This is a genomic window from Pseudomonas sp. Bc-h, assembly GCF_002080045.1.
GTDB lineage: Bacteria > Pseudomonadota > Gammaproteobacteria > Pseudomonadales > Pseudomonadaceae > Aquipseudomonas.
On the sequence record NZ_MUIN01000004.1, the window covers coordinates 125502 to 145487 of the forward strand.

21 protein-coding genes are annotated in these 19986 nt (G+C 59.4%); 7 read left to right on the top strand and 14 right to left on the bottom strand.

Annotated elements, in window-relative coordinates; genetic code table 11:
- Positions 1-7: 7 nt before the first annotated feature.
- A complete protein-coding gene (locus BWR59_RS07475; protein WP_081564999.1) occupies positions 8-637 on the top strand; it encodes a glutathione S-transferase family protein in 630 nt (209 codons plus the stop codon).
- A 100-nt stretch (positions 638-737) separates the two neighbouring features.
- Here BWR59_RS07475 and BWR59_RS07480 read toward each other — a convergent pair whose 3' ends face one another.
- Complete coding sequence (locus BWR59_RS07480; protein ID WP_081565000.1) at positions 738-1238, bottom strand: ATP-dependent zinc protease; 501 nt, start codon at positions 1236-1238, stop codon at positions 738-740.
- Positions 1239-1433: 195 nt separating this feature from the next.
- Here BWR59_RS07480 and BWR59_RS07485 point away from each other — a divergent pair, with 195 nt between their 5' ends.
- A complete protein-coding gene (locus BWR59_RS07485; protein WP_081565001.1) occupies positions 1434-2345 on the top strand; it encodes an acyltransferase in 912 nt (303 codons plus the stop codon).
- A gap of 85 nt (positions 2346-2430) precedes the next feature.
- On the opposite strand, the gene BWR59_RS07490 is transcribed toward BWR59_RS07485, so the two are convergent.
- A complete protein-coding gene (locus tag BWR59_RS07490) occupies positions 2431-2985 on the bottom strand; it encodes a DUF2780 domain-containing protein (RefSeq protein ID WP_081565002.1) in 555 nt (184 codons plus the stop codon).
- Between the two features lie 313 nt (positions 2986-3298).
- Between BWR59_RS07490 and BWR59_RS07495 the strand changes: the two genes are divergently transcribed.
- Together BWR59_RS07495 and BWR59_RS07500 are read left to right on the top strand one after the other, a co-directional pair.
- Positions 3299-3853, top strand: a complete 555-nt coding sequence (locus BWR59_RS07495) for a sigma-70 family RNA polymerase sigma factor (RefSeq protein ID WP_143490788.1) — start codon at positions 3299-3301, stop codon at positions 3851-3853.
- On the top strand, positions 3850-4524 hold the full coding sequence (locus tag BWR59_RS07500) for an anti-sigma factor (RefSeq protein WP_081565004.1): 675 nt from the start codon (positions 3850-3852) through the stop codon (positions 4522-4524). Before BWR59_RS07495 ends, BWR59_RS07500 begins: the two co-directional genes overlap by 4 nt.
- A 6-nt stretch (positions 4525-4530) precedes the next feature.
- On the opposite strand, the gene BWR59_RS07505 is transcribed toward BWR59_RS07500, so the two are convergent.
- The 8 genes from BWR59_RS07505 to glyA form a co-directional block, all read right to left on the bottom strand.
- Positions 4531-5205: a DUF1190 domain-containing protein gene (locus BWR59_RS07505; protein WP_081565005.1), complete on the bottom strand. Its 675-nt coding sequence runs from the start codon at positions 5203-5205 to the stop codon at positions 4531-4533.
- A gap of 191 nt (positions 5206-5396) precedes the next feature.
- Positions 5397-6596 carry a formaldehyde dehydrogenase, glutathione-independent gene (gene fdhA / locus BWR59_RS07510; protein WP_081565006.1) on the bottom strand — a complete coding sequence of 400 codons (1200 nt, stop codon included), beginning with the start codon at positions 6594-6596 and terminating at the stop codon, positions 5397-5399.
- A gap of 169 nt (positions 6597-6765) precedes the next feature.
- Positions 6766-7623, bottom strand: a complete 858-nt coding sequence (gene purU, locus BWR59_RS07515) for a formyltetrahydrofolate deformylase (protein WP_081565007.1) — start codon at positions 7621-7623, stop codon at positions 6766-6768.
- A gap of 125 nt (positions 7624-7748) precedes the next feature.
- Entirely contained in the window at positions 7749-8381 is a 633-nt protein-coding gene (gene soxG / locus BWR59_RS07520) for a sarcosine oxidase subunit gamma family protein (protein ID WP_081565008.1), read from the bottom strand.
- Between the two features lie 150 nt (positions 8382-8531).
- On the bottom strand, positions 8532-11552 hold the full coding sequence (locus BWR59_RS07525; protein WP_081565009.1) for a sarcosine oxidase subunit alpha: 3021 nt from the start codon (positions 11550-11552) through the stop codon (positions 8532-8534).
- Positions 11549-11863 carry a sarcosine oxidase subunit delta gene (locus tag BWR59_RS07530; RefSeq protein WP_081565010.1) on the bottom strand — a complete coding sequence of 105 codons (315 nt, stop codon included), beginning with the start codon at positions 11861-11863 and terminating at the stop codon, positions 11549-11551. Before BWR59_RS07530 ends, BWR59_RS07525 begins: the two co-directional genes overlap by 4 nt.
- A gap of 15 nt (positions 11864-11878) precedes the next feature.
- Positions 11879-13129, bottom strand: coding sequence for a sarcosine oxidase subunit beta family protein (locus BWR59_RS07535; protein WP_081565011.1), 1251 nt, complete (start codon positions 13127-13129; stop codon positions 11879-11881).
- A 15-nt stretch (positions 13130-13144) separates the two neighbouring features.
- Complete coding sequence (gene glyA / locus BWR59_RS07540) at positions 13145-14398, bottom strand: serine hydroxymethyltransferase (protein ID WP_081565012.1); 1254 nt, start codon at positions 14396-14398, stop codon at positions 13145-13147.
- Positions 14399-14785: 387 nt separating this feature from the next.
- On the opposite strand from glyA, the gene BWR59_RS07545 reads away from it, so the two are divergent.
- Together BWR59_RS07545 and BWR59_RS07550 are read left to right on the top strand one after the other, a co-directional pair.
- Positions 14786-14986 carry a hypothetical protein gene (locus BWR59_RS07545; protein ID WP_081565013.1) on the top strand — a complete coding sequence of 67 codons (201 nt, stop codon included), beginning with the start codon at positions 14786-14788 and terminating at the stop codon, positions 14984-14986.
- 171 nt (positions 14987-15157) lie between these two features.
- Positions 15158-15874 (top strand): hypothetical protein, encoded by a 717-nt coding sequence (locus BWR59_RS07550; RefSeq protein ID WP_143490789.1) that lies wholly within the window; start codon positions 15158-15160, stop codon positions 15872-15874.
- Positions 15875-15900: 26 nt separating this feature from the next.
- On the opposite strand, the gene alaC is transcribed toward BWR59_RS07550, so the two are convergent.
- Together alaC and BWR59_RS07560 are read right to left on the bottom strand one after the other, a co-directional pair.
- Positions 15901-17115, bottom strand: coding sequence for an alanine transaminase (gene alaC, locus BWR59_RS07555; protein ID WP_081565015.1), 1215 nt, complete (start codon positions 17113-17115; stop codon positions 15901-15903).
- Positions 17116-17365: 250 nt separating this feature from the next.
- On the bottom strand, positions 17366-18112 hold the full coding sequence (locus tag BWR59_RS07560) for a TraX family protein (protein ID WP_081565016.1): 747 nt from the start codon (positions 18110-18112) through the stop codon (positions 17366-17368).
- 99 nt (positions 18113-18211) lie between these two features.
- On the opposite strand from BWR59_RS07560, the gene BWR59_RS07565 reads away from it, so the two are divergent.
- Positions 18212-19252: a low specificity L-threonine aldolase gene (locus BWR59_RS07565; protein ID WP_081565017.1), complete on the top strand. Its 1041-nt coding sequence runs from the start codon at positions 18212-18214 to the stop codon at positions 19250-19252.
- A gap of 157 nt (positions 19253-19409) precedes the next feature.
- Here BWR59_RS07565 and BWR59_RS07570 read toward each other — a convergent pair whose 3' ends face one another.
- On the bottom strand, positions 19410-19712 hold the full coding sequence (locus BWR59_RS07570; RefSeq protein ID WP_081565018.1) for a cell division protein ZapA: 303 nt from the start codon (positions 19710-19712) through the stop codon (positions 19410-19412).
- Positions 19709-19942: a hypothetical protein gene (locus BWR59_RS07575; RefSeq protein WP_081565019.1), complete on the bottom strand. Its 234-nt coding sequence runs from the start codon at positions 19940-19942 to the stop codon at positions 19709-19711. The genes BWR59_RS07570 and BWR59_RS07575 overlap by 4 nt, the downstream gene beginning before the upstream one ends.
- Positions 19943-19986 lie beyond the last annotated feature (44 nt).

A 19986-nucleotide genomic window follows, 5' to 3' on the forward strand; every position in this document is an offset into this window, starting at 1 on the left:
AATGTCCATGTCTGCTCCCAGCATGACGCTGTATTACAACGCTGCGTCGCCGTTTGCGCGCAAAGTGCTGATTCTGCTTCACGAAACCGGACAGACAGGACGGGTCAGTCTCAAGCCGGTCAACGTCACACCGGTTAACCCTCACACCGATCTGTGTCATGAAAATCCGGCCGGGAAGATTCCCGCGCTGTGCCTGGCAGATAACAACGTGATTCACGACAGCCGGGTGATTCTCGACTATCTGGACCGCCAGCACGTTGGCAATCCGCTGATCCCGAACGAGGGCTCGGCGCGCTGGAGACGCCTGACACTGGCCTCGCTGGCCGATGCCGTGCTCGATGCGGCGGTGTTGATCCGCTATGAAACCTTCCTGCGACCTGAAGAAAAGCGCTGGACGGAGTGGCTCGATAATCAGCACGAGAAAATCGCCCGCTCGCTGGCCTACTTCGAGGCCGAGGCTGTCACCGAGCTGAGCTCACATTTCGACATCGCCTCGATCAGCCTGGCCAGCGCGCTGGGCTATCTGGACTTCCGCCAGCCCAACCTCGGCTGGCGCAGCAGCTATCCGCGTCTGGCCAACTGGTACTACGAGGTCAGCCAGCGCCCGTCAATGCTGGAAACCCAACCGCCTGCGTGACATCAGAACGGTCGGGCAGCATTCCGTCTGCCGGCGGTGACGATTTCAAGACCACCGCCGGCAGCCCGTGCGGCTACAGATAATCATCGCGCTTGAGTGATCAACACTCTGGCTTGTCGGCGGTATAGCGACGAGCCGGGTTCACCGCTGCGCCAAACTCGCGCAGGGCCTTGGCGCCGATCAACAGTGGGTAGTTGAAGTGACTGCGGTCCACCAGATTGACCTCGACCGTGCGCTTGACGTCGCCCAGACACAATTCCAGGTCTACCACCGGACGCTTGGTCGGATCGACCGGCTCATCTTCATCCTCGCCATCCGATCGGCCCTTGATGCGGCTGATCCGCGACACTTTGTGCTCATACACCTTGTTGTCGGCGTCTTTAGTCGCCAAGCGGAAACGCACCCAGTCATCGCCATCACGCTTGAACAGTTCGATATCTTTGGCCGAAAGCGACGCGGTGAGCGCGCCGGTGTCCATCTTGGCCTTGAAGGTCTCGCCGAATTCGGAGACCTGGATGTATTCGTAGCGACCATACAACGTCGGTTCGGCGGCCATGACAGGCAACGCCAGCAGGGACAGAAGCGCCAGAAGGGATTTCACGTAACAGGTTCCTCGCTAAGGGTGGGCGTTGCACGGGCCCGATTTTAGACCGCAACTTTGCCGTTCGTTCGCCGACTAAAGAACAACGCCAGCGTAGCTGATGCCGAGTGAAACATTTGTCGGCCACCGCTGGATTTGGCTCTCTGGGCATAGCTGCTTATCATTGCCGGCCCTTTTCATGACCACGAGTGTTTTATGCGTCACCTTCTCACCGGCATTGCCGTCACGCTGCTGCTTGTGCTCAACACGCTGGTGTTGTTCGGGCCACTGATGGTCTTCGCATTGCTCAAGCTGGTGTTCCAGAGCGAACTGCGCGACCGCTGCTCGTGGGCGGTGATGTGGATCGCCGAGACCTGGGTCGAGATCAACAAGCTGATTTTCAAACTGTGCATTCCCACGCGCTGGGAAATCAGCGGCCACGAAGGTCTGCGGGGCGACACGTCTTATCTGGTGGTCAGCAATCATCAGTCGTGGGTCGATATTCCGGCGCTGGTGCAGGCGTTGAATCGTCGTACGCCATTCTTCAAATTCTTCCTCAAGAAAGAACTGATCTGGGTGCCGTTTCTGGGGCTGGCCTGGTGGGCGCTCGATTACCCCTTCATGAAACGCTACACCAAGGCGTTTCTGGCGAAGAACCCGGAACTGAAAGGCAAGGATCTGGAGATCACCAAGGAGGCTTGTGAGCTGTTCAAACGCCAGCCGGTGACCGTGGTGAATTATCTGGAGGGCACCCGCTTCACGCCGGCCAAGCAGGTTGAGCAAACTTCACCGTACCAATATCTGCTCAAGCCCAAGGCTGGCGGCGTCGCATTTGTGCTGGCGGCAATGGGTGAACAGCTGGACGCGGTGCTCGACGTCACGGTGGTTTATCCGAGCGAGCGGATTCCAGGGTTCTGGGATCTGATTTCGGGTCGGGTGCCACGCGTGATTATCGACATCAAGACCCGTGAGCTCGACCCTGCGCTGTGGCAAGGCGATTACGAGAGCGACCCGGTCTTTCGCGAGTACGTACAGAACTGGGTGAATCAGCTGTGGTTGGACAAGAACGCGCGGATTGTTGAGTTGCGCGGGTGCCACTCAAGCCGAAAGGACGACTCACACTTGTAGGAGACGCCGGAGGTTACGACGGCGTCTCCCACCAGGTACGGTGGACGCCACAAGGTTACGTCGCACCGTCTCAAGATCTGATGTGTTATTTGGCGCCCCAGACCCCACTCAACGCCGACAGCGCCGAACCGCCTGCGCCCTGTTGTCCGAGATACTGCAGAATCACCGGCACAAACTGGCCGACCATGCCGCTGTCCATGCCGAGCGCGCTGAAGGCGCTGTTCACATCGCCCATGCTCTGCACGTTGCCCAAGGCGCTGCTGACGGCCGAATTGCTGCTGCCGGAGCTGCCGCCGAGCATGCCGCCCAGACCACCGAGGCTACCCAGCGCCGAGGAGCCCGACAGTTGATCCAGACCTGGCACCGACTTGCTCAGGCTTGAGTAGTCGTTGCCGGAAAGTTTGTTTTTCGCCAGACCCAGCAACGCGCCGGTACCGCCGACGGCTTGCTGCGGGGTGACATTCAATTGCGTGCCCAGCGTATTGAGCAGGCCGGCCGCTTCAGGCGCTGCGGTGGCTTTCTGCTGACCGCCGGTGGCGTTGGAAACGGCGTTCGCCGCATCGTTCAGGTTGAAGGCGAAGACCGGCGTTGCCACCAGCGCCATCAAAGTCGCCAATGCCGCGCCGCGTGCGTTTTTCATAGAAACCTTCATCGAAACAACCTCGTTTGCCAGAGAACCGGCATAGCCGGGTAAACACGCGTTGGACCCCGCCACGCAAAGAAGTTCCAGCGAGCGATCATCCAGCGCGCCTGCGAAATATCCCAGTGCCCGCTGCATCCACTTTATAGAGCGCAACGTATCCCTTGCACGAACAGAGACTTCAGCAACTGCCCCGTCGGATAAGCGGTGGCGTTCTCTTTCCCTTGGCGAGTAGAAAAAGGTGGATGGAACTGCGGCTCAACCTGGACTAACCTGCCAGCCATACGGCCGCCGCCGTCCCCTGGTCTGGAGAATGCCCATTTCCTCTGTCGACGCCGATGAACTCCGGCAATTGCTGGCTCAGTGTTCACTGGGTAACCGCAGCGCCTTCGAGAGCCTTTATCGCAAGGTTTCCGGACACCTGTTCGCCGTAGCCCTGCGCTGCATCGGGCATCGCGATCAGGCCGAAGACGTTGTACAGGAAGCCTTCGTGCGCATCTGGAACAGCGCGTCGCAGTACGACGCCAACCTCTCGGCACCCATGACCTGGATGGTCAGCATCACGCGCAACAAGGCGATCGACCAACTGCGCAAACATCGTGAAGAGCCGTTGACTGACGAGCAGGCCCAGGCGCTGTTCGATCAGGCACCTTCGGCTCACGAACAGATGGAAAGCCTTCGCGACGCCACCGCGTTGCAACGTTGCCTCGACACCCTCGAAGGCATGCAGCGCCAATCCATCATCATCGCGTATTTTCACGGGGCCTCTCACGGCGATCTCGTCACCCAGTTGGCCGCGCCACTGGGCACGGTCAAATCGTGGATCCGCCGAGGCATGGAACGTCTGCGCAGGTGCCTTGAATCATGAACTATCGCCAACCTGAACTGCGCCGCGCACTCGCCGCCGATTACGCCATCGGTTTGATGCCCACGACAGCGCGCAGACGCTTCGAGAATCTGCTGATAGACGACCCGAATTTACGCGCGGAAGTCGCCCAGTGGCAGGAGAGTCTGGTCGGCCTGACGACTTCCCTGGAACCTCAACCTGTACCGGAACGGGTGTGGCAGCAGATCGTTGCCCGGATCGAGCCGCAACGCCTGCATGTCCCGGAAAAACGCCCGTTCTGGAGCTGGATGCGCATCGCCGCAGTGGCCTGCACACTGCTTGTGGCCGTTATCGTCGGTGTGATCTACAACCGCGACAAACCGGACTTCAACGCCACTCTGGTCGCCGGCAATCAGCAACCTGCGCTCACCGTGCAGGCTTTCGACCGTTACCTGAAAATCGACCCTGTGGCCGTCGCTTCCGTGGAAACCGGTCGCAGTCTCGAGCTTTGGGCCATACCTGCAGATGGCGTTCCGGTGTCGTTGGGTGTGATTCCCGACAACGGCAAAGGCCGGGTCGATCTGAGCGACAGTCAGCGTAGATTGCTGGGCTCGCAAACGACGATGGCCATTACGCTGGAGCCGAAGGGAGGTTCGCCGAGCGGCAAGCCAACAGGACCGATTCTTTATAAAGGCCAGCTAGCGTCGTTGTAGCGCCCATCACGGAGTCGCGACGTCAATCAGACGTTGCGGCTCAAAGACGCGGGCGAGCTGGCGCGTCCAGAGCGCCGAGCCTGGCTTGACGGGTGGGCGACGACTGAACGCCTTGGCAAGCCGATCACCGTTACGCAGTTTCTCTCGCAGGCTAGTGAGACGCTGGCCGCCTTGATGGTCGCGTTCCCAGTACAGGGGCTCGCTAAAATATCGCACCTCGGTCGCATGCTCCGTCGTCTGCGTTGCCCCTTGCAGCTGCTGCCACCATGACCTGTCCCCTTTAGCGATCGGCAGGTGGCGTTCGGAAAGGGAATACGAAGAGGGTGATACCAGCCGCGCATGAGTGATCAGGGCAAAACCGGAAAACCAGGGCATCCACAGATGAGACACGTCGCCGGCGAAGCACTCGCCGAGCACGAAGTCCGCTTCACAATCGGACTCGGCATGGTAAGCGGGAGCAATCCGCACATGCTGTCGATAAGCGGAGCTGTAACCAGACTGGCATATTCGCGAAGCCACGCCAGCCCACATGCAAGCGTTCGCGTTTTCAAAAAAGACCGTGGAGGAAATCCAGCGTTGAGCGTCCGGCGCCAGTTCGGCGGATGCCAACTCGGCTGGCAATAGAAGCAACACCGTTACGACGAGCATCACAACCTGTGTTTTTAACACCTGGATAAACATGTACTACCCGCGACTTGAAAAAATCCGGCCGGACAAATAGCACGCAGAAAACCCGGTTGAAATAAGCGGCAGTGGAATTCAAATATTCCTCTGCTAATTACAGAAACGCCCTACACCGCAAAGTGCAAGACCCTACGTAAGACATAAAAAAGGCGGCCCAAAGGTCGCCTTTTAACGGATCGCCAGATGGCTTACGCAGCGCTAAACAGCTTGTGCGGATCGATCACGAATTTCTTGGGTACGCCTGCATCGAATTCGCCGTAACCACGCGGTGCATCGTCCAGGCTGATGACTTGCACACCGACCACTTCAGCGATGTTGATGCGGTCCCACATGATGGCTTGCATCAGTTGGCGGTTGTACTTCATCACCGGGGTCTGGCCGGTGTGGAAGCTGTGAGACTTGGCCCAGCCCAGACCGAAACGAATGCTCAAGCTGCCCATCTTCGCAGCGGCATCCACTGCGCCCGGGTCTTCGGTGACGTACAGCCCAGGAATGCCGATTTTGCCGGCGACGCGGACCACGCCCATCAGCGAGTTGAGTACGGTGGCCGGGGCTTCCGCTTTCACACCCGCGTAGCCATGGCCCCGGGCTTCGAAGCCCACGGCGTCCACGGCGCAGTCCACTTCAGGCTCGCCCAGCAACGTGGCGATCTGCTCATGCAGCGGCGTGTCCTTGGACAGGTCGGCGATTTCGAAGCCCTGTGCCTTGGCGTGAGCCAGACGCACCGGGTTGACATCACCGACGATCACGACGGCAGCACCCAGCAGGCGCGCCGAAGCGGCAGCCGCCAGACCGACAGGGCCAGCGCCGGCGATGTACACCGAGCTGCCAGGACCGACACCTGCCGTTACCGCACCGTGGTAACCGGTTGGCAGAATGTCGGAGAGGCAGGTCAGATCGCGGATCTTTTCCATCGCCTTGTCGCGATCAGGCAGTTTCAGCAGGTTGAAGTCGGCGTACGGCACGAGCACGTATTCAGCCTGACCACCGGTCCAGTCACCCATGTCGACATAGCCGTACGCGCCACCCGGACGTGCCGGGTTAACGGTCAGGCAAACGCCGGTGTGTTGCTCTTTGCAAGAACGGCAAAGGCCACAGGCCACGTTGAAAGGAACGGAAACCAGATCGCCGATCTTGAGGTTTTCGACGCCGCTGCCCATTTCGATCACTTCACCTGTGATCTCATGGCCAAGGACCAGACCTACCTGGGCAGTGGTGCGACCGCGCACCATGTGTTGGTCTGAGCCGCAAATGTTGGTGGACACCACGCGCAGGATGACACCGTGCTCGATCTTCTTGCCGCGCGGGTCCTGCATTTTTGGGTAGTCAATTTTCCGTACTTCGACCTGGCCTGCGCCGAGATACACCACACCACGATTACCAGACATGCTTTCACCTCGCTGTTTGTTGTTATGGATACAGCCGTGTAGCGGAGTTATGCGTCGCCAGTGTGTTGCGGCAACGCACTGATTGCTCTGGGTTGCTTGTTCGGTGTTGCGCAAATTCTGTGGATTGATGCAAATCCTGTGGGAGGGTATTCCCAACCATAAGGATCGTTTAAAGCACCACGGTGCGGTTTGCGTTCAGAAATACACGCCGCTCGATGTGATACCCCACCGCTCGCGCCAGGGTCAGGCCTTCAATGTCGCGCCCCTTGGCGATCAGGTCTTCAGGATAGTGACTGTGATCGACCACCTCGACGCCCTGAGCAATGATCGGACCTTCGTCGAGATCGTTGTTGATGTAATGCGCGGTCGCGCCGACCAGTTTCACGCCCTTGTTGTATGCCTGGTGATACGGCTTGGCGCCCTTGAACCCCGGCAGCAACGAGTGGTGAATGTTGATCGCACGACCATCGAGCTTGCGGCACAGCTCTGGTGACAAAACCTGCATGTAGCGGGCGAGCACCACCAGCTCGGCGCCGGTGTCCTCGATCACCTTCATCACCTTCGCTTCCTGCGAAGGTTTGTCGTTGGGATCGAGTGGGAAATGGTAGTAGGGAATTTCGTGCCAGCGCGCCAGCGGTTCGAGATCGGGGTGATTGGAGACCACCGCGACGACGTCCATGGACAGTTGATTGATGCGCTGCCGGTAGAGCAGGTCGTTGAGGCAGTGATCGGCCTTGGAGACCATGATCACCACTTTCGGTCGATAATTCGGCGCCGTCAGCTCGAAGATCATGCCGAAGGCCTCACCACGCTCGGCAAGTCCTGCGCGAAATGACGCTTCGTCAAAGCCATCCGGCTGACGGAATTCGACACGAATGAAAAAACGGCCAGACAGCCGGTCATCGAACGAATGGTGCTCGGTGACATAGCAACCCTGCTCGAACAGGTAGCGCGTCACCGCGTCCACCGTGCCCAGCACGCTTGGGCAGTCGGCGGTCAGAATCCAGGTATCGGGGGCGCGGCTCATAGTTATTCCTCAGACCGTTCCCACGCTCTGCGTGGGAATGCAGTTCAGGACGCTCGGCGTCCTTCACATGGGACGCAGAGCATCCCGGGATGCGTTCCCACGGGGAGCGTGGGAACGATCAATGGTTACGCCGCAACGCCCAAGCCGTACTCAGCACTCGCATCCTGCAGCCACAGCCACCAATAATCGGAGAAGCTGCGACGGATCAGCAGTTCCCAGGTTTCTTCCCCTGTACGGCGGATCACCAGTTGCGATTTGGCGAACACGGTGCCGACGGCTTTGCCGACCGGGAAGTTGCTCGGGTGTACGTCATAGCTGGTGGACTTCATCAGCACTTCACGCACTTTCGGGCCGGTCAGCTCCAGCAGCGATTGACCACCGCTGACGTTGACCACCTGGATGTGCAAACCATCCAGCGCTTCACGCAGTTTTTGCTCAGCGGCGAATTCTTCGCCGGTCGGCACGATCAGCAGCCACTCATCCGGGCCCATCCATTGGATCGAGCTCTCACCGCTGACCACCAGCGCCAGTGCGCTTGGCAATTCCATGCCCAGCGCCTTATGGACGCCCGCCGCAAATGCTGGATCGTGGGCATCGCCACGAATGGTCAGGTGGCCCAGCAGTTTTTTCTCGCGCAGCACCACACCCGGGTTGGTGCGGCCTTTGCCGACCAGGCTTTTCAGGTCGGCATGAAACAGAGGCGACTCGACTTTGACGTCGGTCGTTGGCCGCTGTTGGTAAACGTTGGCTGTGGTCATAGAGCACCTGTCTTGAATTCTGTTATACCGGTTGACGCAACATGTGTGGTGCTTCTTCGCCTGTAGCACTTGGGCTTGCCGGCGGTGGCGGCTTTGAGATCGCTACCGCCGGCAAGCCGTGCTGCTACAAGAGTCAGCAAGCCTGAAGGCTTATTCCACGTTTTGCCGGTCACCCTTAGGATCGAAGAACACCGAGGACACGATTTCCGCCTCGATCACCGAGCCGTCAGCCTGAGGCGAGAACACACGCTCACCCATGCGCTTAAGACCGCCCTTGACCACGCCCATCGCGAACGAATAACCCAGCGAGTTCGCCGCGTAGCTCGATGTCACGTGACCCACCATGGTCATCGGAATCGATTGCTTCGGATCGAACACCAACTGCGCGCCTTCCGGCAGCCACTTGTTCGGATCGATCGGCTTCAGACCCACCAACTGCTTACGGTCATCGCGCAAGCAATCTTCACGGTTCATGCCGCGCTGTCCGAGCCACGAGAACGGCTTGGTGCGACCGACACACCAGCCCATGTTGAGGTCGTCCGGGTTCATCGAACCGTCGGTGTCCTGGCCGACGATGATGAAGCCCTTCTCGGCCCGCAGTACGTGCATGGTTTCGGTGCCGTACGGGGTCAGGTTGTACTTCTTGCCCGCCTCGGCGATTTTTTCCAGAACACCCATGGCGTAGTCGGCCTGGATGTTCACTTCGTATGAAAGCTCACCGGTAAACGAAATCCGGAATACGCGAGCCGGAACACCACCGACGAGGCCTTCTTTCCAGGTCATGAACGGGAAGGCTTCACGCCCTAAGTCGATATCGGTCACTTCGCCGAGCAGCTTGCGGCTGTTGGGGCCCGACAAGGTCAGGGTCGCGTAGTGATCGGTCACGGAGGTGAAGTACACCTTCAGGTCCGGCCATTCGGTCTGCTGGTAGATTTCCAGCCATTGCAGGACGCGCGCAGCGCCCCCCGTGGTGGTGGTCATGATGAAATGGTTGTCGGCGACGCAGGCAGTGACACCGTCGTCGAAGACCATGCCGTCTTCTTTACACATCAGGCCGTAACGCGCCTTGCCCACATCGAGCTTGGTCCAGGCGTTGGTGTAGATGCGGTTCAGGAACTCGCGCGCATCCGGGCCTTGAATGTCGATCTTGCCGAGGGTCGAGGCGTCCAGCAGGCCAACGCTGTCGCGCACGGCTTTGCATTCGCGGCGCACGGCTGCATGAATATCTTCACCGGCTTTCGGGAAGTACCAAGGACGTTTCCACTGGCCGACGTCTTCGAACTCGGCACCGTTTTTCACGTGCCAGGCGTGCAGCGCAGTGAAGCGCACAGGCTCGAAGATGTGGCCGCAGTGACGACCGGCCACCGCGCCGAAAGTGACCGGCGTGTAGTTCGGACGGAACATGGTGGTGCCCATCTCGGGGATCGAGACGTTCAGCGAGCGAGCCGCGATGGCCAGACCGTTGACGTTACCCAGCTTGCCCTGATCGGTACCGAAGCCCAGCGCGGTATAGCGTTTGACGTGCTCGACCGACTCAAAGCCCTCGCGGGTCGCCAGTTCGATGGCAGCGGCGGTGACATCGTTCTGCAGGTCGACGAACTGCTTCGGCGCGCGGGCAGTGCCCTTCTCGTGCGGCACCTGGAACAGCGCCAGCGTCGGCTCTTCAACGCGGCTCAGGGCTTTTGGCATCACGCCTTCGACCAGTTGGAAACCGGCTTCGCTGGCTGCGCGAACGCCGCCTTCGAAACCGTCGGCCAGCGAGTCGGCCAGTGCGTAGACGCCGTTCACGCCACCAACGCACACGCGTTTCTGTGGCGCTTCACCTGGTACGAAACCGAGGATGTCTTCGCGCCAGACCGGCTTGCCACCCAAGTGGGACGCCAGGTGAACAATCGGGCTGTAGCCGCCGGAGCTGGCGATCAGGTCGCAATCGAGCCACTCGCCCGGGCTGGTGACTTTGTGTGCCTTGACGTCGATGGCCGCAACGCGGGCACCGCTTACGCGTTTGCTTCCGCGAGCTTCAACGACAGCGCTACCGGTCAGAATGCGAATACCCTTCGCGCGCGCCTCCTCAACCAGCGCGCCACGTGGGTTGTGACGGGCGTCGGCGACGGCGATCACTTGCAAGCCGGCATCGAGCCAGTCCAGCGCGACGCGGTAGGCGTAGTCGTTGTTGGTCGACAGCACCAGCTTCTTGCCTGGCGCCACGCCATAACGACGGACATAAGTGGAAACGGCACCGGCCAGCATGTTGCCCGGCACGTCGTTGTTGCCGTACACCAACGGACGTTCGTGAGTACCAGTCGCCAGCACGACACGCTTGGCGCGAACCCGGTGCATGCGCTGACGCACCTGACCGATTGGCGCGCGGTCGCCGAGGTGATCGGTCAGACGCTCGTGAATGGTCAGGAAGTTGTGGTCGTGGTAGCCGTTGACGGTAGCGCGCGGCAACAGAACCACGTTGGCCAGACCTTTGAGCTCGGCAACGACAGTGGCAACCCACTCCGCCGCCGGCTTGCCGTCCAGGCTCTCACGGGAATCCAGCAGACTGCCGCCAAACTCTTCCTGTTCGTCGGCCACGATCACGCGAGCACCGCTGCGTGCGGCAGCCAATGCAGCGGCCAGACCGGCAGGGCCCGCGCCCACAACCAGCACGTCGCAGTGCTGGTTCATGTTGTCGTAAGTGTCCGGATCGTTTTCGGTCGGCGAACGGCCCAGACCTGCGGCCTTACGAATGTACTTCTCGTAGGTCATCCAGAACGATTGCGGGTACATGAAGGTTTTGTAGTAGAAGCCCGGCGGCATCAGCTTGCCGCCGACCTTGCCGAGAATCCCCATCATGTCGGTGTTCACGCTCGGCCAGCCGTTCGTGCTGGTGGCGACCAAACCGGAATACAGCGCCTGTTGCGTGGCACGCACGTTCGGAATCTGAGTGGCTTCGGTGGCGCCGATTTGCAGGACTGCGTTCGGCTCTTCGGACCCGGCGGCGAAGATGCCGCGAGGACGCGAATATTTGAAGCTGCGACCGATGATGTCCACGCCATTGGCCAGCAGAGCTGCGGCGAGGGTGTCGCCTTCGAAGCCCTGGTAGGTCTGACCGTTGAAGTTGAAGTTCAGGACCTTGCTGCGGTCGATGCGGCCGCCGTTAGGCAGGCGATTGGACTGGCTCATACCTTGTCTCCCTTACCGACTGCGGGAACCTTGTTCACAAACTGAGGCTTGGTGCCAATCGGATAGGTTTCGAGAATTTCGTAAGTCACGGTGTCACGCGTGGCGTTGAAGTACTGGCGGCAACCGGCGGCGTGAATCCAAAGTTCGTGATGCAGGCCGCGCGGGTTGTCGCGGAAAAACATGTAGTCGCCCCACTCCTCGTCGGTGCAGGACGCTGGGTCCAGCGGACGCGGAATGTGCGCCTGACCGGAGCCGTGGAATTCCTCTTCGGAGCGCAGTTCGCCACAGTGAGGACAGAAGATATGCAACATAAGGAAATTCTCCTGTTAGTGGGCGACAGCCGCAGCGCCGTGTTCGTCGATAAGGGCGCCGTTGTGGAAACGGTCGATGGAGAAAGGTTTTGCCAATGGGTGCATTTCGCCCTTCGCCAGGCTTGCAGCGAAGACGTTGCCCGAACCCGGCGTTGCCTTGAAGCCGCCAGTCCCCCAACCGCAGTTGAAGAACATGTTCGGTACAGGCGTCTTGGAAATGATCGGGCACGCATCCGGCGTGGTGTCGACGATGCCGCCCCACTGACGGTTCATGCGCACGCGCGACAGGACCGGGAACATCTCGACGATGGCCTGAATGGTGTGCTCGATCACCGGATACGAACCGCGCTGACCGTAGCCGACCCAGCCGTCGATACCGGCGCCGATCACCAGGTCGCCCTTGTCGGACTGGCTGATGTACCCGTGAACGGCGTTGGACATGATCACGCTGTCGATAATCGGTTTGATCGGCTCGGACACCAGCGCTTGCAGCGGGTGGGATTCGATCGGCAGACGGAAGCCTGCGAGTTTGGCCATGTGGCCCGAGTTACCGGCGGTCACCACCCCGACGCGCTTGGCGCCGATGAAGCCCTTGTTGGTTTCAACGCCGACACACACGCCGTTTTCCTTGCGGAAACCGGTAACTTCGGTCTGTTGGATCAGGTCCACGCCCAAGGCGTCGGCAGCACGGGCAAAGCCCCAGGCCACGGCGTCGTGACGCGCTACGCCGCCGCGACGTTGTACAGTTGCGCCGATGATCGGGTAACGGGTGTTCTTCGAGCAGTCCAGGTACGGAATCTCTTCGGCCACTTGCTTGCCGTTGAGCAGTTCGCCGTCCACGCCGTTCAGACGGTTGGCGCTGACGCGACGCTCGGAGTCACGCATGTCCTGCAGGGTGTGGCACAGGTTGTACACGCCGCGCTGGGAGAACATGACGTTGTAGTTAAGGTCCTGGGACAGGCCTTCCCACAGCTTCATCGCGTGTTCGTACAAGTGCGCAGACTCGTCCCAGAGGTAGTTGGAACGCACGATGGTGGTGTTACGGGCGGTGTTGCCGCCGCCCAACCAGCCTTTCTCGACCACGGCAACGTTGGTGATGCCGTGTTCTTTGGCCAGGTAATAAGCCGTCGCCAGACCGTGACCGCCGCCGCCGACGATAACCACGTCGTAGACCTTTTTAGGGGTCGGCGTGCGCCACATGCGCTGCCAGTTTTCGTGGTGGCTGAGGGAGTGTTTGAAGAGGCCGAAGCCTGAGTAATGTTGCATGGTGCTACTCCTGACTCAGCGGTAAACCGGGAAATCGGCGCACAGCGCGGCAACCTGACTGGCAACATTGGCCTCGACATCGGCATCGCCGAGGTTGTCGAGGATGTCGCAGATCCAGCCGGCCAGCGTGACGCATTGGGTAACTTTGAAACCGCGGGTGGTGACCGCCGGGGTGCCGATACGCAGGCCCGAAGTCACGAACGGCGATTGCGGGTCGTTCGGTACGGCGTTCTTGTTCACGGTGATGTGGGCGCGACCGAGCGCGGCATCAGCGTCTTTACCGGTGAGGCCCTGACGAATCAGGCTGACCAGGAACAGGTGGTTGTCGGTGCCGCCGGAAACAACGTCGTAACCGCGATCGATGAACACCTGGGCCATGGCCTGGGCGTTATCGATCACTTGCTGTTGATAAGCCTTGAAACCTGGCTCCATCGCTTCTTTGAAGCACACCGCCTTACCGGCGATCACGTGCATCAACGGGCCACCTTGGGCACCGGGGAACACGGCGGAGTTGAGCTTCTTCTCGATCTCTTCGTTGGCCTTGGCCAGGATCAGACCGCCACGAGGACCGCGCAGGGTTTTGTGGGTGGTGGTGGTGACCACGTCTGCGTAGGGCAGCGGGTTCGGGTACAGGCCAGCAGCGACCAGACCGGCCACATGCGCCATGTCAACGAACAGCAGCGCGCCGACTTTGTCAGCAATCTGACGGAAGCGTGGGAAATCCAGCGTCTTGGAGTAAGCCGAGAAGCCGGCAACGATCATTTTTGGCTTGTGCTCGACGGCCAGACGCTCGACTTCATCGTAATCGATCAGGCCGGTGGCGGTGTCGATGCCGTATTGAACAGCGTTGTAGAGCTTGCCCGAGGACGACACTTTGGCGCCGTGGGTCAGGTGACCGCCGTGGGCCAGGCTCATGCCCAGGATGGTGTCGCCCGCTTGAATCAGTGCTAGGTAAACGGCGCTGTTGGCCGACGATCCGGAGTGTGGCTGCACGTTGGCGTAATCAGCACCGAACAGCTGTTTGGCGCGATCGATGGCCAGTTGCTCGACTTTGTCGACATGCTCGCAGCCGCCGTAGTAACGCTTGCCCGGGTAGCCTTCGGCGTATTTGTTGGTTAGGCCGCTGCCTTGGGCTTCCATCACGCGCTTGCTGGTGTAGTTCTCCGAGGCGATCAGCTCGATGTGATCTTCCTGACGCTGATCTTCGGCATTCATCGCTGCCAACAGTGCATCGTCATAACCCTGGATCTGGTCTTGCTTGCTGAACATCGCGGTTCTCCCAGCGGCGGCGCGGCGCCTGAATTATCGATGGGGCTTTGGATTGCCCCTTGGCAGCGATGGTATGACCGACGCAGACAGCCTAGATGCCTGCGCACGCCACGCAATGGTGCGTTTACGACATGGGTTGGCGGGGAGGGATAAACCCACGATTCGTCAGCCTGACGAAGGCGGTCAAATGCGCATCGCACGCCTGGACTGCTGCGCAAATCAATCGAATGGGCCGCAGGCGCAAAGTCCGTTCGTCGGCCAATGATGAAATACAGGCCCGCACTGTCATTTCTGACAGGTTCGCGAATTTTGGAATCACGCTAAGGTGGTTTCCTCCTGCTGAGAGCAGTTCGGGAAATACCAAACTCAATGGAATGGAGATGAAAAATGACAACGGTGAAATTTCAGACTCAAGATAAAAAAGACGTAACGGGAATTAAAGCCGCGCCTTCCGAACTTACGGCTTATCTAAATAAAGACGATAAATTTCGCGGAGCCAGCGGAACTTACACCGTGCTTTATAAAGAACTGGTAGCCGGCGCAGACCCTTATTGGATTGTTTACCTTGAGCTGGATTCAGACAAGTAAAAGAACGCCATCGGCCCAGGATGCGCCGTCATACAGCCCGTCCTGGATCACTAAATTGATTCCCGAACCTACGACCGACCTCATGGGTCGCCTGACGACCATCGAAACTCTCGGGCAAAAGATGCCAGGAAACAGTCGAGCAACTTCATGTTCGGGATGAAGGAGATGATCATGAGAACAACCACCAGGACGCACATTCTGACGCCCGCACTATGGAGAGAGTTGAGGTCGAGGAGAACTCATCAACCACTGGCGACCGACCCCCTGCTCTTTCTCTCCCAAGGGGTCTTTCATGATTCAAGCGTACAAGGCTTCGTCGCGCTAAGGACGATTCGAGAGCTGAACACTACTGAGGCGCGCGCCACCGTTTATATCGAGGGCTCAGAGACATCGCTCTCCAGTAACATTTCAGTGACTGACGCCAGGCTTTACGCAACCGCACAAGACATCATTCATCAAAATGGCGCCTACCACTCGGTGGTTTTCAAACTTATTTCTTATCCCGAAGGCGTAGCTGTTTCCGAAATTTATCTATGGCCAATACCGCCTTCTGCATTACCAGAAACCATCGAATCAGACCTGCCGCTATCTCTTTCCAAAGGCTCGGCTTTCTACGCAAGTGCCACTGAGGAAGACATCGTGATGGACAGAACTATCAGGATGTTGGAGGACGGTAAAACTTCGATAAACATCCGCACGGTTGAAGGGCAGAGTTACAAAACTACAGTACCCGCAGCTGAAGCATCCCGATATGCAATGCCTGGCGACTATTATGTGGAGCGGGGTAGTGACGAACTGTCCATCGTCTATGGCGTCACTACCCTACCTGAACTCCCATCATCGCCGATAATTAAATATACACCCTTACCAGCGATGACAGGCCCGTAACGACCTTGGCACATGAGTGCCGAGATTCAACTTTTCTGCGCGACCAGGCCGTCAGCCCGGAACATGCTGCGAATGCCTCGTACTGCTTGACGAATCCGGTCTTGGTTCTCGATCAGGGCGAACCGTACGTGATCGTCGCCGTATTCGCCAAAACCGACACCCGGCGAAACGCAGACTTTGGCTTCGAGCAGCATTTTCTTGGCGAACTCCAGCGACCCGAGATGCGCGTAGGCTTCGGGGATCTTGGCCCAGACATACATCGAAGCTTTCGGGTTTTCGACCATCCAGCCCAGTTCATGCAGACCTTTGACCAGCACGTTGCGGCGTTGACGATATTGCTCGGCGATGTCGAGCACGCATTGCTGATCACCTTCAAGTGCCGCAATGGCGGCGACTTGCAGCGGTGTGAACGTGCCGTAGTCGTGGTAGCTCTTGATTCGGGCCAGGGCATTGACCAGTTCCGGGTTACCGACCATGAAGCCGATGCGCCACCCCGCCATGTTGTAGCTCTTGGACAGGGTGAAGAACTCCACCGCAATGTCCTTGGCGCCGGGCACCTGCATGATTGACGGAGCTTTCCAGCCGTCGTAGACGATGTCGGCGTAGGCCAGGTCGTGAACCACAAGTACGTCGTACTGTTTGGCCAATGCGACGACGCGCTCGAAGAAGTCCAGTTCGACGCACTGGGCGGTCGGGTTGGACGGAAAGCCCAGGATCATCATCTTTGGCTTGGGGATCGAGCCGCGAATGGCTTTTTCCAGCTCGGCGAAGAAGTCCACGCCCGGCACCAGCGGCACGGAGCGCACCTGCGCGCCAGCAATGACTGCACCGTAGATGTGAATCGGATAACTGGGGTTCGGTACCAGCACGGTGTCGCCCTGGTCGAGGGTGGCGAGCATCAGGTGTGCCAGGCCCTCTTTGGAGCCGATGGTGACGATGGCTTCGCTTTCCGGGTCGATATCGACCTCGTAGCGCGTTTTGTACCAGCTTGATATCGCCCGACGCAGACGTGGAATGCCACGCGAAGTCGAGTAGCCGTGAGTGTCTTCACGTTGGGCGACGGTGACCAGTTTTTCGACGATATGCGGCGGCGTTGCCCCATCGGGGTTGCCCATGCTCAGGTCGATGATGTCCTCACCACGACGACGAGCAGCCATTTTCAGCTCGGCAGTGATGTTGAACACGTAAGGAGGGAGTCGATCGATGCGCGCAAAGCGGCGCGGCGAACCTTGGTCTGCCATGGAGGCCTCTAGAAGACGTAAGCGCCCGGAACCGTCCGAGCGACGCTGGCCACTGCGGTGGCCTGGTGCGGAAGATAAGGGCGCTGATGGCGGTTGTCTAGAGCGATTTTCAGCGCACGCCACAGATCCCTGTGGGAGCTGCTGGAGGTTGCGACAGTGGCGAATGCGGTGGGGCAGTTGGTCGGGATGCGTCTGAAACGACCCGTTCGCCACCGTCGTAACCTCCGGCAGTTCCCACAGAGTGAGCGACTCAGGCTGCGATGGCGTGCCGGATACCAAACAACAGCAGAAAATGCGCGGGATAAATCAGATACGCCCAGCGCCGCATTGGCCATACCGCCGGCGCCGTTCGCCAGCGTAATAACGCCAATCCCAGCCATGGGCCGAGGAGACAGCTGATCAGCGCACCGATAGAGATCGGATCGCCCCACAGCATGCCGTCGATGATTTTCGGCCATTCGTTGCTCAGCAGACACACCACCCCAGGCAGCACCGCCAGCCAGAGAGACCCGCGCAATACCAGCAGGAATGCCGTCGGTAGCAAGACGCCGTAAGCGCCGAACATCAAATGCGACCCGAAAGCGACACCGATACCCAGCGCCACGACGCCCATGATACGCATCGGCCACGTCCGGCTGATCACGCCCTGGGCCACCAGCAAGCCGAGCACCAGTGTCGGCAACACATTCAGTGTCGTGACCTCATCGGCCATGTAAAGCCGATAAGGGAACTCGGCAACGACAGAGAACACAGCAAGCCACGTCAGATATTTCCAGCGGATTCGAGGTTCAACCGGACGCGACACGCTGCGCGCAACATTCACGGCAATCGCCAGGCAAAACCAGGCGAACGCTAGACGGCCCGGCACATACAGCCAGTCCGCGTGCCAGCCGACATAGCGCAGATGGTCCATGACCATGGTCAACATCGCCAGCCACTTGAGGAGGTCAAGCGCGCGATCACGCAGGGGTCTTGTCGGTGCAGTGGACTCGCTCATCTCACTCCGTTGCTTTGCTGAATTTTCTGACGCAAGAAAGCAAGACCAAACCCTTGAATCTTGGTTACAGTCGCAGCCTTCGATTACAGGGAACCGGCCATGTCAGACCAAAGCCAGCAGTTTGCCAGCGACAACTATTCGGGAATCTGCCCGGAAGCCTGGGCGGCCATGGAACAAGCGAACCATGGCCATCAACGGGCTTACGGCGACGACCAATGGACAGCGCGAGCGGCCGATCAATTCCGCCAGCTGTTTGAAACAGATTGTGAAGTGTTCTTCGCCTTCAACGGTACCGCAGCCAACTCGCTGGCGCTTTCTTCGCTGTGCCAGAGTTATCACAGCGTCATCTGCTCCGAAACCGCCCACGTCGAAACCGACGAATGCGGCGCGCCGGAATTCTTCTCTAACGGTTCCAAACTGCTGACCGCTCGCAGCGACAACGGCAAGCTGACGCCGGAATCGATCCGCGAGGTCGCACTCAAGCGGGCGGACATCCACTACCCGAAACCCCGCGTCGTGACCCTGACTCAGGCAACCGAAGTGGGCAGCGTTTATCTGCCAGAAGAATTGAAGGCGATCAGCGACACCTGCAAGGAGCTGGGCCTGAACCTGCACATGGACGGCGCCCGTTTCGCCAACGCCTGTGCCTATCTGGGCTGTTCGCCTGCCGAACTGACCTGGAAAGCGGGCATCGACGTGCTGTGTTTCGGCGGGACCAAGAACGGCATGGCGGTGGGTGAGGCGATTCTGTTCTTCAACCACAAATTGGCCGAAGACTTCGACTATCGCTGCAAACAGGCTGGGCAACTGGCGTCGAAAATGCGTTTCCTGTCGGCCCCGTGGGTCGGCCTGCTGGAAAACGACGCCTGGCTCAAACATGCGCGCCACGCCAACAGCTGTGCGCAACTGCTGGCTGAGCTGGTGAAAGACATTCCGGGCGTGGAACTGATGTTCCCGGTGCAGGCCAACGGAGTATTCCTGCAATTGTCGGAAGCCGCCATCGCGGCGCTCACCGCCAAGGGCTGGCGCTTCTACACCTTCATCGGCAGCGGCGGCGCACGTTTCATGTGCTCGTGGGACACCGAAGAAAGCCGCATACGTGAGCTGGCGGCAGATATCCGGTTGGTGATGGGGGGCTGAGACCACCTGCCGAGAGTTTTACGAGCGACACAAATCCCTTGTAGCAGGCCGGCTTGCCGGCGGTGGCGATTTCAAAGACGCCACCCCCGGCAATCCGGACTATTACAGGAGAAGGTTGCCGCTGAAATCTTGTGATGCAGGAACCGGCGCACGCCAATCACCCCTGCGCAATCACCTTCTCGATCACCTCGACCGTCGCGCTGACCTTGTCCTCATAACGGCTCAGCTCTTCGGCATGCTGCTGTTTGAGTTCGATCTGCTTCGAGCAGAGGTTCAGCGCAGCGAGCACCAGCAGGCGGTCGCCAATCAATGTCGGGTAACTGCGCTTGGTTTCGGACAGTGCAGCCTTGAGCATGACCACGGCATCCATCAGGGTCTGTTCCTGACCTTCGGGCGCCTTGATCGTGTAGTCGTTGCCGAGAATGGAAATGACCTTGGTGGCGTCGCGGTCGATGATCATGCGCCGACCGCGCTGACGCTGGTCGCACGATCTACCAGTGCCTGAATGCGGGCGGCGGTGGCGCCCTGCTTCTCTTCCTGCTCCAGCAGGCTCAGCTGCAGACTGTCGTTGTCATCCCTGGCTTGCTTCAACTCCTCAGCGAGCTGCGCATTCGTGTTCTGCAGGTCCTGATTCTGCTGTACCAGGTCACCGACGAGCTTTTCCAACTGGCTTAGGGATGCTTCCAACATTTTGATTTCTCAGGCAAATTTCAAAGGGCGCGTACGATAAAGAA

Coding starts and splice junctions, on each gene's coding strand:
- BWR59_RS07495 (WP_143490788.1), top strand. CDS start 3,299: ATGCCCATTTCCTCTGTCGACGCCGATGAACTCCGGCAATTGCTGGCT.
- purU (WP_081565007.1), bottom strand. CDS start 7,623: ATGAGCCGCGCCCCCGATACCTGGATTCTGACCGCCGACTGCCCAAGC.
- BWR59_RS07545 (WP_081565013.1), top strand. CDS start 14,786: ATGACAACGGTGAAATTTCAGACTCAAGATAAAAAAGACGTAACGGGA.
- BWR59_RS07505 (WP_081565005.1), bottom strand. CDS start 5,205: ATGTTTATCCAGGTGTTAAAAACACAGGTTGTGATGCTCGTCGTAACG.
- BWR59_RS07525 (WP_081565009.1), bottom strand. CDS start 11,552: ATGAGCCAGTCCAATCGCCTGCCTAACGGCGGCCGCATCGACCGCAGC.
- BWR59_RS07500 (WP_081565004.1), top strand. CDS start 3,850: ATGAACTATCGCCAACCTGAACTGCGCCGCGCACTCGCCGCCGATTAC.
- soxG (WP_081565008.1), bottom strand. CDS start 8,381: ATGACCACAGCCAACGTTTACCAACAGCGGCCAACGACCGACGTCAAA.
- BWR59_RS07535 (WP_081565011.1), bottom strand. CDS start 13,129: ATGCAACATTACTCAGGCTTCGGCCTCTTCAAACACTCCCTCAGCCAC.
- alaC (WP_081565015.1), bottom strand. CDS start 17,115: ATGGCAGACCAAGGTTCGCCGCGCCGCTTTGCGCGCATCGATCGACTC.
- glyA (WP_081565012.1), bottom strand. CDS start 14,398: ATGTTCAGCAAGCAAGACCAGATCCAGGGTTATGACGATGCACTGTTG.
- BWR59_RS07485 (WP_081565001.1), top strand. CDS start 1,434: ATGCGTCACCTTCTCACCGGCATTGCCGTCACGCTGCTGCTTGTGCTC.
- BWR59_RS07575 (WP_081565019.1), bottom strand. CDS start 19,942: ATGTTGGAAGCATCCCTAAGCCAGTTGGAAAAGCTCGTCGGTGACCTG.
- fdhA (WP_081565006.1), bottom strand. CDS start 6,596: ATGTCTGGTAATCGTGGTGTGGTGTATCTCGGCGCAGGCCAGGTCGAA.
- BWR59_RS07530 (WP_081565010.1), bottom strand. CDS start 11,863: ATGTTGCATATCTTCTGTCCTCACTGTGGCGAACTGCGCTCCGAAGAG.
- BWR59_RS07475 (WP_081564999.1), top strand. CDS start 8: ATGTCTGCTCCCAGCATGACGCTGTATTACAACGCTGCGTCGCCGTTT.
- BWR59_RS07550 (WP_143490789.1), top strand. CDS start 15,158: ATGAGAACAACCACCAGGACGCACATTCTGACGCCCGCACTATGGAGA.
- BWR59_RS07565 (WP_081565017.1), top strand. CDS start 18,212: ATGTCAGACCAAAGCCAGCAGTTTGCCAGCGACAACTATTCGGGAATC.
- BWR59_RS07570 (WP_081565018.1), bottom strand. CDS start 19,712: ATGATCATCGACCGCGACGCCACCAAGGTCATTTCCATTCTCGGCAAC.
- BWR59_RS07490 (WP_081565002.1), bottom strand. CDS start 2,985: ATGAAAAACGCACGCGGCGCGGCATTGGCGACTTTGATGGCGCTGGTG.
- BWR59_RS07560 (WP_081565016.1), bottom strand. CDS start 18,112: ATGAGCGAGTCCACTGCACCGACAAGACCCCTGCGTGATCGCGCGCTT.